10 protein-coding genes are annotated in these 13,260 nt (G+C 70.5%); 7 read left to right on the forward strand and 3 right to left on the reverse strand.

Going from position 1 to position 13,260, the window contains the following annotated elements:
- Positions 1–264: 264 nt before the first annotated feature.
- The 5 genes from DWB68_RS01035 to DWB68_RS01055 all read left to right on the forward strand — a co-directional run bounded on the left by DWB68_RS01035 (position 265) and on the right by DWB68_RS01055 (position 7,175).
- The gene (locus DWB68_RS01035; RefSeq protein WP_158588166.1) at positions 265–2,898 is read left to right on the forward strand and encodes a PIG-L family deacetylase; all 2,634 of its coding nucleotides are present in this window, start codon (positions 265–267) and stop codon (positions 2,896–2,898) included.
- 421 nt (positions 2,899–3,319) lie between these two features.
- Complete coding sequence (locus tag DWB68_RS01040; RefSeq protein ID WP_119423290.1) at positions 3,320–4,261, forward strand: siderophore ABC transporter substrate-binding protein; 942 nt, start codon at positions 3,320–3,322, stop codon at positions 4,259–4,261.
- A gap of 25 nt (positions 4,262–4,286) precedes the next feature.
- Positions 4,287–5,399, forward strand: a complete 1,113-nt coding sequence (locus DWB68_RS01045; protein ID WP_119423291.1) for an ABC transporter permease — start codon at positions 4,287–4,289, stop codon at positions 5,397–5,399.
- The gene (locus DWB68_RS01050; RefSeq protein WP_119423292.1) at positions 5,392–6,399 is read left to right on the forward strand and encodes an iron chelate uptake ABC transporter family permease subunit; all 1,008 of its coding nucleotides are present in this window, start codon (positions 5,392–5,394) and stop codon (positions 6,397–6,399) included. Before DWB68_RS01045 ends, DWB68_RS01050 begins: the two co-directional genes overlap by 8 nt.
- Positions 6,396–7,175 (forward strand): iron ABC transporter ATP-binding protein, encoded by a 780-nt coding sequence (locus DWB68_RS01055; protein ID WP_119423293.1) that lies wholly within the window; start codon positions 6,396–6,398, stop codon positions 7,173–7,175. The genes DWB68_RS01050 and DWB68_RS01055 overlap by 4 nt, the downstream gene beginning before the upstream one ends.
- 115 nt (positions 7,176–7,290) lie before the next feature.
- On the opposite strand, the gene DWB68_RS01060 is transcribed toward DWB68_RS01055, so the two are convergent.
- From DWB68_RS01060 to DWB68_RS01070, 3 genes are all read right to left on the reverse strand, one after another.
- Positions 7,291–8,625 carry a permease gene (locus DWB68_RS01060; RefSeq protein WP_119423294.1) on the reverse strand — a complete coding sequence of 445 codons (1,335 nt, stop codon included), beginning with the start codon at positions 8,623–8,625 and terminating at the stop codon, positions 7,291–7,293.
- Positions 8,622–9,479 carry an ABC transporter ATP-binding protein gene (locus tag DWB68_RS01065; protein WP_233548541.1) on the reverse strand — a complete coding sequence of 286 codons (858 nt, stop codon included), beginning with the start codon at positions 9,477–9,479 and terminating at the stop codon, positions 8,622–8,624. Before DWB68_RS01065 ends, DWB68_RS01060 begins: the two co-directional genes overlap by 4 nt.
- Positions 9,480–9,571: 92 nt before the next feature.
- Positions 9,572–10,729, reverse strand: a complete 1,158-nt coding sequence (locus tag DWB68_RS01070) for a mechanosensitive ion channel family protein (protein ID WP_119423295.1) — start codon at positions 10,727–10,729, stop codon at positions 9,572–9,574.
- 231 nt (positions 10,730–10,960) lie between these two features.
- Between DWB68_RS01070 and DWB68_RS01075 the strand changes: the two genes are divergently transcribed.
- A complete protein-coding gene (locus DWB68_RS01075) occupies positions 10,961–12,496 on the forward strand; it encodes a DHA2 family efflux MFS transporter permease subunit (RefSeq protein WP_233548542.1) in 1,536 nt (511 codons plus the stop codon).
- A complete protein-coding gene (locus DWB68_RS01080) occupies positions 12,493–13,185 on the forward strand; it encodes a TetR/AcrR family transcriptional regulator (protein WP_158588167.1) in 693 nt (230 codons plus the stop codon). Before DWB68_RS01075 ends, DWB68_RS01080 begins: the two co-directional genes overlap by 4 nt.
- The last annotated feature ends 75 nt before the right edge of the window (positions 13,186–13,260 follow it).

Raw genomic sequence — 13,260 nt, forward strand, 5'->3', positions numbered from 1 at the left:
TGATCGCAACAAGGGGACGGGCTGAAATGACCGAAATTACTGGCCAGTTCAGTCTTCAAAGCACGAGCGGCCACCTTCCTTCACCCCCTTGACGTGCCTTTTATACGAGAAGTGAACTATGAAGTGGCTCACTCGCTTCTCGGAAAGGTGAAGGTCATGTTGGAGCAGACACAAGTTGGACACTCACGCAGAACGGTCCTGCGCGCAGGTGGCATCGCAAGCCTCGGGCTCGCGCTCACCATCGGCGCCGGCACCCCTCGAAGCGTGGCGGAGCAACGCCTCAGCAAGCCGGGCAACGGCACCAAGTTGAACGTGCTCTTCATTGGAGCCCACCCGGACGACGAGGCCAGCACGCTGGCCGCACTCGGCCAATGGAAGGAACGCTTCGGCGCCCGGTCGGGCGTCATCACCGTGACGCGAGGCGAGGGCGGTGGAAACGCCGTCGGCCTCGAGGAGGGCCCTCCGCTCGGACTGCTGCGCGAGGCGGAGGAACGCCTGGCCGTGGGCACCGCCGGGATCGACGACGTCTTCAATCTCGACGGTCTCGACTTCTACTACACCGCCAGCGCCCCGCTTTCGCACCAGGTCTGGGGCGGCGACGACGTTCTTGAACGCATCGTCCGCGTGGTCAGGGCAACGCGCCCCGAAATCATCGTGACCATGAACCCCTCTGCCGTGGAGGGCAACCACGGGAATCACCAGCAGGCCGCGATGTTTGCTGTGGAGGCCTACCTCTTCGCCGGCGATCCCGAGAAGTTCCCTGAACAGCGCAAGGAGGGGTTGCAGCCGTGGACCCCGCTTCGCCTCTTCCGCAGCGGCGCCAACGGCAAGGGCACCACCGGGCCCGGCGCCATCAGCGCCGGATATGCCCCGACCATTGCTAGCGACGTCGTCTTTGGCTGCTGGAACGGCACCGTGAGCGCCACGGGCCAGCGCTGGTCAGAGATCATGGTCAAGGCCCAGCGCGAGTACGTGACCCAGGGTTGGGCCGAGTTCGCCGATCCGCCGAGCGACCCGGACAAGATCCCCGCCACATGGCTGACGACTCTCCTGAGCCGGGGGCCTCTGGCCAACCCCACTTCAGGCGACGACGCCGCACTGCTCGGCGCGGTGCGACAGGCCAAGGGAGGACTCCCGCTAGGGTCACGGATCGAGGTCCGCCCGCGCCGCCATGCCGCTGTGATCGGCCTGGAGGAAAGCATCGACGTCACTGTGAGCGCGCCTGCCTCCGGCGCCCTCCCCCAGGCCAGAGCAAAACTGAGCGTGCCCCCAGGTTGGAGCGTGTCGAAGGCGCAGGACCTCGGAACGCTGGCCTCCGGTCGCAGCAAGACCGCCACGTTCACGGTCACCGCCCCCAGCAACGCGGCACCCGGGACGCACGTTCAGGTGTGGGCCGAGGTCACCAGCAAGCACGGGGCGGGCCGGGGCATGGCACCCCTGCGCGTGGCGGGTGCCGTGGAAGCCACGATTGTGCCGTTGCCCGAGATCGCCCAGTTCAGGGCCTGGACGAAGCGCTTGAACATCCAGCACCTGGACGCACTTGTACCTGAACTCTTTGCGGTCCCCTCCGGCCGGACGCGGGCACTCGGCATCCAGGTGGAGAACCATGGCAAGAGCGACGCGAGCGGCACCGTCGCCGTCGAGCTGCCCGCGGGCTTTGGCGTTGAGCCTGCTCAGCGCAGCTTCTCCGGGCTCCGCGGAGGGGCAAGCTCCACGCTGGACTTCACGGCCCGCAACTCGGATGCCTCCATCCCCGTGGCCAACACGGCCCCGAATGCCGGCGTGTGGCCCGTCCAGATCAAGGCGACGGTGGGAAACCAGACGGTCTCGCGCTCAGTCGTGATGAATTTGGTCCCCTCCGGGACGGTTCCCGCGATCAGTGCCTCCCCCACGGTGGACGCCGTCTGGGACGCGGCCAAGTACCCAGGCGACAAACTCGACATCAGTGCCGTGTGGGACGGAGCCAAGACCACCCCGGAAGATGTCTCGGGCTCGGCCTGGATCAGCCGCTCAGGCGAGAACTTCCTCGTCTTCGTTGACGTGGTTGACGACATCCGAGGCACCATCCTTCCCGCGAGCGACAACAAGCGACAACGGCGCACCGACTCGGTCGAGATCTACTTCGACCCCCGCGGCACGGCGGCCAACACCGCGCAGACCCTCATCCTGGGCATCATGCCGTCCATGGACTCCATGACGGGAGCCCCAGGCGTGGGCCGCGATCGCGACAACTATCAGGGTGAGGCCCGCGTGACCGCCCCAGGTGTGCGTGTGGCGGTGAAGATGGCCGGCACCCAGGACGCGTACCGCGGGTATCAGCTGGAGGCACTCATCCCGTTCTCAGTGCTGCCGGATCGTGTTGACCCGGCACGCATGGGCTTCAACGTGGTCATCAACGACTCCGACACACAGAACAAGGCGGCCCAAACCAGGACGGCCTGGTCCACCTACCCGGGCATGCGCGCCGATCCCTGGCGCTGGGGCGAACTTTCCGTGCCCGGGCTCAGCGACCGGGGCAGTCAGCCCGTGGCTCCGCGGCTGCCCGACACCGCTGCCGCCTCAGTCGAGTCGCCGCAGTCGATCCTACAATCAGCTCTCGGTGGAGTCCCACTGGGCGGGCATGCGGCACTCGAGGGCGGTGTGCAACGACTTGAGGTTCGCGCCCGCGGACGCTCGATCGACGTCGACTTCTCGAGCCGCACGGGCGGGACGGCGCGCGCGTATCTGTGGGATGGCAGCACGGTGCGGGGCCAGCGAATCTCGCAGGTCCCGACCGGCAGGACGCGCATGACGCTGGGATCAGACATCCCCGTGGGACGAGGCTGGATGGTGCTGGTGTCGCTCGAAAAGGGCGGGCTCGTGGCCGCCGCCGCACGGCCCTTGTCTCAGCGGGACTAGGGAAGCCTGCCGCCTACCGGTGGGGTTGATCTGGCGGTCCAGCAAGCACCCCCACCACAATAGCACCCCCGTTCGCGCCTGCGAGCGGGGGTGCTTCGCGTTCGCCCGCCTATCCTGCGGCGGGGACGCCTGCTTCTCGCGAGCCCCCAAGGCCCTCGAGTCCGCGCTGGAAGAAGTGTGGGGCGTTGCTCCGCGACCGGACCTAACGATCCGACGGAACAACGCCCCACCACCCTGCCACGACTGACGCTAACAGGGTTTGGCTTCACAATCCACACAGCGTGAGAAAAATGCTTCCGGGCGCCCCCACCAAAAGACGCACTCGATTTGCACTCTGCCAACAGGATGCCCTAACGTCGTTCTTGTTGATTAGGTCATAAATTCCTAAGCTAATTCGCCGTCACTACTGGGAGAATCAACGATGAAGTCCGGCTTCCGTCTTGTTCTGGGTGCCGCCGCTGCGGCCGCCACGCTGTTCGCCGCCACGGGCTGCGGAGCGAGCGCCACGCCCGCCGCCTCCGAGTCCACCGTGACCATCGAGCACGCGCAGGGCTCCACCCCCGTGCCGGTCAACCCCAAGAAGGTCTTCACCTATGACCTCGCCGCCCTCGACAACCTGGAGGCCCTCGGCCTCGAGGCTCAGGGCGTGCCCGAGGCCGAGTTCCCGACCTCCCTCTCCAAGTACTCCGACGCGAAGTTCACCAAGATCGGCGGCATGAAGGAGCCCGACCTCGAGAAGGTCGCCGCCGAGAAGCCGGACCTCATCATCATCTCGGGCCGCACGGCGGACTCCTACGAGGACCTGAGCAAGATCGCCCCGACGGTCGACCTCTCCTCGGATGCCACCAAGCCGCTCGAGTCCTTCGAGGCCAATGCCCGCTCGATCGGCACCATCTTCGAGAAATCCGACGAAGTCGAGACGCAGCTCAAGGCCGTCGAGGCCAAGATCGCCGAGACCAAGACGAAGGCCGAGGCCTCCGGCTCCACGGCCCTCATCACCATGGTCTCCGGCGGCAAGCTCACCGCCTACGGCGCGGGTTCCCGCTTCGGCCTCGTCCACGACGTCCTGGGCGTGACCCCGGTCGCCGAGGTCAAGGTGGACGGCGCGCACGGCGAGTCCATCTCCAACGAGTACATCAAGGAGAAGAACCCCGACATCCTCTACGTGATCGACCGCGACACCGCCGTGGGCACCGAGGGTGGCCAGGCCGCCACGAGCGTCCTGGACAACGAGCTCGTGAACTCCACGAACGCCGCCAAGAACTCCAAGATCGTCTCGCTGGACTCGAGCACCTGGTACCTCGTGGGCTACGGCCTGCGCTCGGTGCCGACCATGATCGACGAGGTCGCGAAGGGCCTCTGAGCCCCCGCATCGACCCCGCAGCAGCATGAGCAACACCACCGCCGCACCCGCGGCCGCCACCGAGGCGGCCGCGGGTTCCGCGCGTTCCGGGCGCTTCGCCCGCCCCGGCCGCCGCGGCGTCGTCGCGCTCTGCTTGGGCCTCGGCGCCCTCGTCCTTCTGTCCGGCTTCTCCCTCTTTGTCGGCGTCGCCGACATCGACCCGGCCAGGCTCCTGGCCGGCGATCCCGAGGCGTGGGACCTCGTGTGGATCTCCCGCCTCCCCCGCACGCTCGCCGCGGTCCTGGCCGGCGCCGCCGTGGCGGTGGCCGGCCTCATCATGCAGCAGCTCTCGCGCAACAAGTTCGTTGACCCCGGCATGGTGGGCACGACGGAGTCGGCGACGCTCGGCATCCTGGTCATCACGGTGGCCATTCCGGCCGCGCCCATCCTGGCCAAGATGGGCGTCGCGACGCTCTTCGCCCTCGCCGGCACGGCGCTCTTCCTCGCCCTCATCAACCGCCTGCCCACGCGGGACACCCTCCTCGTTCCGCTCGTGGGCATCATGCTTGGCGGCGTGGTCGCCGCCGCGACCACCTTCTTCGCCTACCGCTTCGACCTGCTCCAGACGCTCAACACTTGGATGATCGGCGACCTTTCCGGCATCCTGCGCGGGCGCTACGAGCTGCTCTGGATCGTGGCCGGCGCCTGCGTGCTCGGCTACATCGCCGCCGATCGCTTCACCGTGGCCGGCCTCGGCGAGGACTTCACGACCAACCTCGGCATGAACTACAAGGCCACGGTGCGCCTGGGCATGAGCATCGTCGCGATCATCTCCGCCGTCACCGTCACCACGGTGGGCGCCCTCCCGTTCCTCGGCCTCGTGGTCCCCAACCTCGTCTCGCTGCTCGTGGGCGATCACCTGCGCCGCGCCGTCCCGCTCACGGCCCTCATCGGCGCCGGCATGGTCCTGGCCTGCGACATCCTGGGCCGCCTCATCCGCCAGCCCTACGAGGCGCCGATCGGCATGATCATGTCGGTCGTCGGCGCCGCCGTTTTCCTGGTGCTCTTGAGTGCCCGACGGCGTGGGGGCGCCTCCGCGCGCACGGCGCCGAAGGCGCGGCCCGCCACCGTCACCACCGCGGAAGGCAAGAATGCCTGATCTCCTGAGCCACGCGCCGTCGGGCACCGCCCGCGCCCACCTGTCCCCCGAGGCCCGCTTCCGACGCTGGGCCATCGGCCTCGGCGTCGCCACGGTGCTCGCCATCGCGCTGTTCCTGACGTGGAGCCTGCTCGGCAACCTCGCCTTTGCGCTCACGCTGCGCGGCACGCGCATCGGCGCCATCATCCTGTGCGCCATCGCGATCTCCGTCTCGACGCTCGCGTTCCAGACCGTCACGGCCAACCGCATCCTGACGCCGAGCATCATGGGCATGGACGCGCTGTACGCCCTCCTGCAGACCGTCATGGTCTTCTCGCTCGGCGCCACCGCATGGATCACCACGCCGGAGCCCGTGCGCTTCGTGGTGGAGCTGGCCCTCATGGTGGGCTTCTCGCTCCTGCTCTACCGCTGGATGTTCACGTCCAAGCCCGGCGCCCTGCACCTCATGCTGCTCGTCGGCATCGTGCTCGCCACGCTCTTCCGCGGCGTCACTGCGCTGCTCGGCAAGCTCCTCGAGCCCAGCGAGTACACGCAGCTGCAGGACCTCTCCTTCGCGTCCTTCAACCGCGTTGACCCCACCCTCCTGGCCGTCGCGGCGCTCATCATCGCCGCCTCGATCGCCGTGCTCTGGCGCCTGCGCCACACCCTCGACGTCATGGCCCTGGGCCGCGACACCGCCGTGAGCCTCGGCGTGGACCACCGCCGCGTGACCACGATGGTCCTGGCCCTCTCGGCCGTGCTCGTCGGCACCTCCACGGCGCTCGTCGGACCCATCACCTTCTTCGGCCTGCTCGTTGTCTCGCTCGCCTACCAGCTGGTCCCCGGCGCGGGCCACGGCCGCCTCGTGGTCATCTCCGCCCTGCTCGGCACGCTCGTGCTCGTGGCCGGGCAGTTCGTGGTCGAGCAGCTCTCGGGCAACTCCACGACCCTCTCCGTCGTCGTCGAGTTCGCCGGCGGCATCGTCTTCATCCTGTTGCTCCTGAAGGGTGCCCTCAAGTGATCAGCATCGAGAACGTGAGCCAGTCCTACGACGCCGAGGTGGTCGTGGACAACGTCAGCGCCCAGATCGGCCCGGGGCTGACGAGCATCATCGGCCCCAACGGCGCGGGCAAGTCCACGCTGCTCGGGCTCATCGCGCGCCTGCAGCCGCTGCAGTCCGGCCGCGTGAGCGTGGGCGGCCTCGACGTGAGCTCCACGCCGTCCAAGCAGCTCGCCCGCACCCTGGCGATCCTGCGCCAGGAGAACCAGGTCTCGCTGCGCCTGCGGGTGCGCGACCTCGTCACCTTCGGGCGCTTCCCCCACACGGGCGGGCACCCCACCTCCGAGGACCGGGCGCACGTCGAGGCGGCGCTGGAGCGTCTGGACCTGACCTCGCTCGCCGATCGCTACCTCGACCAGCTCTCCGGAGGCCAGCGCCAGCGCGCCTTCATCGCCATGGTGCTGGCCCAGGACACCGACTACGTCCTCCTGGACGAGCCGCTGAACAACCTGGACATGAAGCACTCGGTGGCGATGATGCAGCTCATGCGCACCCTCGTGGACGAGGACGGCAAGACGGTGGTCGTCGTCATGCACGACATCAACTTCGCCTCCTCCTACTCGGACTCGCTCCTGGCCTTGAAGCGCGGCGCGCTCGTGGCGCACGGCAGCCCCGAACAGATCATGGACACCGACGTCCTCGAGTCGGTCTACGACATGCGCATCCCCATCCACGAGGTGGACGGCACCCGCCTGGGCCTCTACTTCGGCTCGCCGCAGGGCGCGCGCATCTCCTGACGCCGGGGCTACGGCCCCGGCCGGCCCAGCCCCCCCCAGAACGACGTCGGGTGCTCCCCCAAGGTGAGCACCCGACGTCGTTCTTGTGGTTCAGGCGGCGGCCGCCGGGCCAGCGCTAGAGCGCCGACATCCGTGCGACGTCGGCGGGGCGTGCCACGCGCCCGGCCAGGCGGGCGGCGCCCCACACGCAGAGCACGCCGGCGCCGCACACGAGCAGCACCACGGCCACCGTGGTGGGCGAGGCGAGGAGCGCGAGCCCCGCGAGCGGGAAGAGCATCACCGCGGTGGCGCCGATGCCCACGAGCAGCACCAGGATGAGCGGCTGCAGCAGCCCGGCCACGCGGGCCTTGGCCGTGAGCCCGGCGGGAATGCCCATGGCGTCTAGCGCCCGGCCCAGCTCCTCGCGGTCCAGGACCGTGGCGGCCTGGGACACGAGCGCCGTGCCGGCCACACCCGCGAAGGCGATGATGAGCGTGACGATGACGCCCGTCATGATGTCCGCGCCCAGGAGCGCGTCGGCGGCGTTCGCGTCGCCGGGGATGCCGTTGCTGAGCGCCGCGCCGACGCCGCCCACCACGGCCACCACGCCGGCCATGGCTGCGCCGGAGACCTGGCGCCACGTGGCCTGCGGGTCATCCAGTACGGTGCGGGCGGCCAGTAGGGCGTGCGGCGTCGAGGCCTTGGCCACGCGCTTGCGCCCCCACACCTTGAGCACCCACGGGCCCAGGGCGTTGATCGCCACGAGCACCGCGAGGAAGACGCCGAGGATCGCCACGAACACGCCGGCGGTGCCGAGCAGCTCGCCAATCGCCCCGGTGGATTGGGTCACGCTGATCCCGATCACGACGAGCGCGAAGGCGATCACGAGGCGGGCCCACGAGGGGACGGGGACGGCGTTGCGCGTGCGCACGCCCAGCGGCGTGACGAGCACGCGGCGCAGTCCTGCCACGGCGCTTGCGGCTCCGAGCAGCACCACCCCCGCCACCACGGCGGCGACGAGCCACGCGGGCATCCAGAGGGCGGCGCCGAGCGGGGCACCCCGGAAGGGCACGAGACCAACGAGCGGGGTGAGCGCCGCGGCGAGGGCCGTGCCGGCGAGGGCACCCACGAGGGCCTCCCCCGCCGCGCCGAGGACGGTCACGCCGGCCACCTGCGGTCCCGTGGCGCCGACAAGCCGCAGCGTCGAGAGGCGGCGGTCCTGCGCCCGGGCGGAGAGCCGCGCGGCCGCCGCGCCGAGGTACGCGAGCGGGACCACGAGCAGCACGAGGGCCACGCAGGCCAGCATCTGATAGGCGCCGGCCATCTCGTCCGCCCAGCCCAGGAAGGCCCAGCCGCCGGAGAGCGTGATGAGCAGCAGGGCCGTCACGAGGGCGTAGGCGGTGGCACCGACGAGGAAGGCACGGACGTCGCCGGCCTTGCGCAGCAACCAGGCGAGGCGCAGGATCGTCACAGCGTGCCCCCGCGCAGGATGCGGCCGGGCCTGCCGAGGCTCGGGTGACCGGAGGGCGCCGGGACCACGGGCTGCTGGCCCGTGGAGGGATTGCGGAAGAACTGGTGCTCCACCCTGCCGTCGCGCAGGCTCAGCGTGCGATCGCAGCGAGCGGCGACCTGGGGATCGTGCGTCACGAGGACCAGGGCGGCGCCGCGGCCCACGGTGGATTCGAGGAGCAGATCCATGACCTCGCGCGAGGTCGCGGAGTCCAGGGCGCCCGTGGGCTCGTCGGCGAAGGTGACGGTGGAGCCGCCGGCCTGCGCGCGGGCGATCGCCACGCGCTGCGCCTGGCCGCCGGAGAGCTCGCCCATGCGGCGGCCCTCCATGCCGGCCAGGCCCAGGCGGCCCAGCCAGTCCCGAGCCGTGGCCGTCGCGGCCTGGCGGGAGGCGCCAGTGACCATGAGCGGCAGGGCCACGTTCTCCTCGGCCGTGAGCTCGGGGATGAGCAGGCCCTGCTGGAAGACAAAGCCGAAGTCGCCGCGGCGCAGGCGGGAGCGCTCGCGGTCGGGCAGCGCGGCGACGTCCACCTCGGGGCCGCCGTCCGGGCGGTAGATCACCGAGCCGGCGTCGGGGCGCTCGATGCCGGCCAGGGCCAGCAGCAGCGTGGACTTGCCGGAGCCCGAGGGGCCCATGATGGCGAGCGCCTCGCCGGCCTTGACGCCCACGTCCACGCCGTCCAGGGCGCGCGTGGCGCCGAAGAACTTGGTGAGGCCCGTGGCGCGCAGGCGCACCTCGGACGCGCGTTCGCCGCCAGCGGCGGGGTGCGCTGCGGGCTGCACGGCGGGGGCCTGGGGCATGAAGCTTTCAGTCATGCCTCCAGCGTGCCCGTGGGCCCCACCCCGGGGCATCGGTCCGCGGGCGGCACCTGCCGCTCCCGGCCTCATCCCGTGGGTGGAGCCACTGCTCAGGCCACGGGCGGGTGCTGCTGGTGCGGCAGGGCCGAGGGGTGCTTGGCCTGCAGCTCGGCGACGATCTTCTCGCGGATCTCGTTCTTCAGGTTGTACAGGTCCCCGGAGTTGCGGGCGCTGATGGTGATGGTCAGCTTGATGATGCCGCCCTCCGCGCCCGTGACCTGCGTGGTGCCGGTGCGGCCGTCCCACAGATCCGAGGCCTCCAGGAGCTGCGTGACGCGGTGGCGGATGCGGTCCACGGGCGCGTTCCAGTTCAGGTCCATGAGCACATTGCCGTTGAGCTCGGAGCTGTTGCGCGACCAATTCTCGAAGGGCTTGGTCGTGAAGTAGGTGGAGGGAAGGATCATGTTGCGCCCGTCCGCCATGGACACCACCACGTACGTCAGGGTGATCTCCTGGATCCGGCCCTGCTGCGTCTCCACGACCACCACGTCGTCCACACGGATCGCGTCGGTGAACGCCACCTGCAGGCCGGCGAAGACGTTGGCGAGCACGCCCTGCACCGCGAGGCCCACCACCACCGAGATCAGGCCCGCCGAGGCGAGGATGGTGGTTCCGAGGCGCTGCACGGACGGGATCATCATGAGCACGATCGCCACGCCCACCACGAGCACCACGGCCGTGACGACGCGCTTGAGCAGCGTGACCTGCGTCTTCATCTTCGCGAGGCGCCGGGTGTCGGCGTCCTCGGTGTCGTAGTGCTCCAGGAGCGAGGCCTCGAACACCGAGATGAGTACCACGATGAGCCAGGTGGCCGAGGCGATGAAGCCCACCTTGAGTGCGGCGTCCACGGCCGTGGCCCACCCCTCGCTCGGGATCAGGCCGTTGGTGCCGATCAGCAGGCCCAGGCTCAGCAGCAAGCAGAACACGGGGATCCGCAGGCGCTTGACCTGCTTCAGGAGCGGCTCGTGCGAGCGCAGCACGCGCGCCAGGACGCTCCACACGAGCCACGTCGCCACGACCGCGATCGCCACGGGGATGAGCACGGAGAGCCACGGGCGCAGGAAGTCGGGAGCGCTCTCCAACGCCGGCTCGAGGCTCGGCATGGAGGGATCGGTGCCCGACGGCGTGGGGCTGGGTGAGGGGGTCTGGCTGGCCCCCGCGGCGGGGGCAGCGGAGAGGTGGTGCAGCACAGCAGTCAAAAGCGCCATGTGCCCAAGGTTCCCACAGGCCACCGTGCGCGCGCAGTGCGGCGCACGGGCCCACCCAAGCCGGCCCCGCGCCGTCGGCCCCTCGGGCACCCTGCCGGGCCGCGCCGTCGGGCACCCTCCTCATCACGCGCCCACCCGGGCCGCGCCGTCGCGCTCCGGCCGCGGCCCCGCCGGGCGAGGGCGCGGTCACAGCCCACCCCGTGGGACGGGGTGCCGCACTACGATGGGCCGGTGAGTATTGCAGACGAGCGCGTCGCCGTGTCCCCCCGCCAGGCGTGGAAGGCCCTCAGTGCCTTGATCCTTGGCTTCTTCATGATCCTGATCGACACCACGATCGTGACCACGGCGCTGCCCGTGCTGATGGAGGAGCTGGACGCCGACCTGAACGGCGGCGTATGGGTGACCAGCGCCTACCTGCTCGCCTACGCCGTGCCGTTGCTCGTGGGCGGACGCCTGGGTGATCGCTTCGGCCCCAAGAACCTCTTCCTCATCGGCCTGACGATCTTCACGCTCGCCTCGCTCGCCTGCGGCCTGGCGCCCACGGTGGGCGCGCTCATCGCGGCCCGCGCCGTGCAGGGCCTGGGCGCCGCGCTGCTCACGCCGCAGTCGATGTCCCTCATCACACGCATGTTCGCGCCGGAGCACCGCGGCGCGCCCATGGCGCTGTGGGGCGCCACGGCCGGCGTCGCCACGCTCGTGGGCCCGCTGCTCGGCGGCGTCCTGGTGGACGGCATCGGCTGGGAGTGGATCTTCTTCGTCAACGTGCCGGTGGGCATCGTGTGCTTTGTGCTCGTGGTGCTGTGGGTGCCCAAGCTGCCCATCGCCTCGCACAGTTTCGACCTCCTCGGCGTGTTCCTCTCCGCGGTGGGCATCTTCCTGCTCGTGTTCGGCATCCAGCAGGGCGAGAGCCACGAGTGGGGCGCCATCTGGGGTCCCATCACCGCGTGGCAGTTCATCGTGGGCGGCCTCGTGGTCCTGGCGCTGTTTGTCCTGTGGCAGGCCAAAAACAAGAAGGAACCGCTGCTGCCGCTGCACCTGTTCAAGGAGCGCAACTTCACGCTCGCCAACGTGGCGATCACGTGCATGGGCATCGCCGTGACGACGTTTGCCGTGCCCGTGGTGCTCTACCTGCAGACTGTGCGTGAGTTCACGCCCACGCAGGCGGCCCTCACGCTGGCGCCCATGTCCCTCACCGGCATCATCCTGGCGCCCATCACCGGCAAGCTCGTGAGCCAGTGGGACCCCAAGCGCCTCGCCGTCCCGGGCTTCTTCCTCTTCTCCGTCGGCATGTTCTGGATGGCGTGGCTCGTGGGGCACCAGGCGGCGCTGTGGGAGATCCTGCTCGCCTCCGCCGTCATGGGCATCGGCTCCGCCGGTGTGTGGCCCTCCGTGTCCTTCACCGCGACGCGCGATCTGCGACCGTCCGAGGCCGGCGCCGGCTCGGGCGTCTTCAACACCACGCGCCAGATCGGTTCGGTCATCGGCTCGGCGCTCATCGCCCTCGTCATGCAGGCGGCCATCCAGGCGCAGGTCACGGCGGCCATGGCGGGCCAGGGCGGCGCCGCCGCGAGCGGTGCGTCCGGTGCGGCTGGCGGTACGGGCGGGGACGCCGTTCCCTCGTTCCTGCACGCGGCCTTCGCCACGGCCTACGGCCAGTCGGTCCTGCTCCCCGCGATCGCCGCGGCCGTGGGTTGCCTCGCCGCGCTGTGCTTCCGACCCCGCGCCTCCGCCGTCGCCGAGGCCGCCTCACAGGAGGTTCGCTCGTGAGCGTTGACCACCGGGTCCCGCACGCCGCCCTGGAGCTGCTCCTGAGCTGCGGCTACGACACCACGAGTGTCGAGGAGCTGGCCGAGGCCGCCGGCGTCTCCCGCTCCACCTTCTTTAGGCGCTACGGCTCCAAGGAGGACATGGTCTTCGCCGACCAGGACGAGCGGCTCGCCGCCGCCCGCGCCGCCCTGGTGCGGCACTCCGACGAGGGGCCGGGGGCCGTGGTGCACGCGGCGCTGACCGTGTTCGACACCCAGACCGCCGACCCCGAGCTGGCCCGCCTGCGCTGGCGGCTCATGCACAAGGTGCCGGCCCTGCGCGACCGCGAGCTCGTCTCGACGCACCGCTTCGAGCGGCTCTTCCGCGACCACCTGCTCTCCGACGTGCCCCGGCCCGCCGAGGGCGAGGTGCCGCCGCGCCCCGATCGCCGGCGCGTGGCCGCCGTGGCGCTGGCCGCCGCCGTGGTCTCCGTCCACAACGACTTCCTGCGTAGTTGGCTGCGCAGCCAGGGCGGCGACGTCCGCCCTGCGCTCGAGCGCGCCCTGCAGGGCCTGGTCCAGCGCCACGGGCACGAGGCCGCCGGCACCGGGCCGCGCGCGACGGGCTCCACCGTGGTCGTCGTGACCGCGGCCGGCGGCCCGCACGAGGTCGCCGCCGAGGTGGAGCGGGCGCTGCGCGAACGGGGCTGATCCGCGCCGCCGGCGCGCCCCGCGCTGGCATCCGGCCGCGCGCCGTCGTGCGCCCCCATCGCCCATGAGACTCGG

It is taken from the genome of Galactobacter valiniphilus (assembly GCF_003575975.1).
GTDB classification, from domain to species: Bacteria; Actinomycetota; Actinomycetes; order Actinomycetales; family Micrococcaceae; genus Galactobacter; species Galactobacter valiniphilus.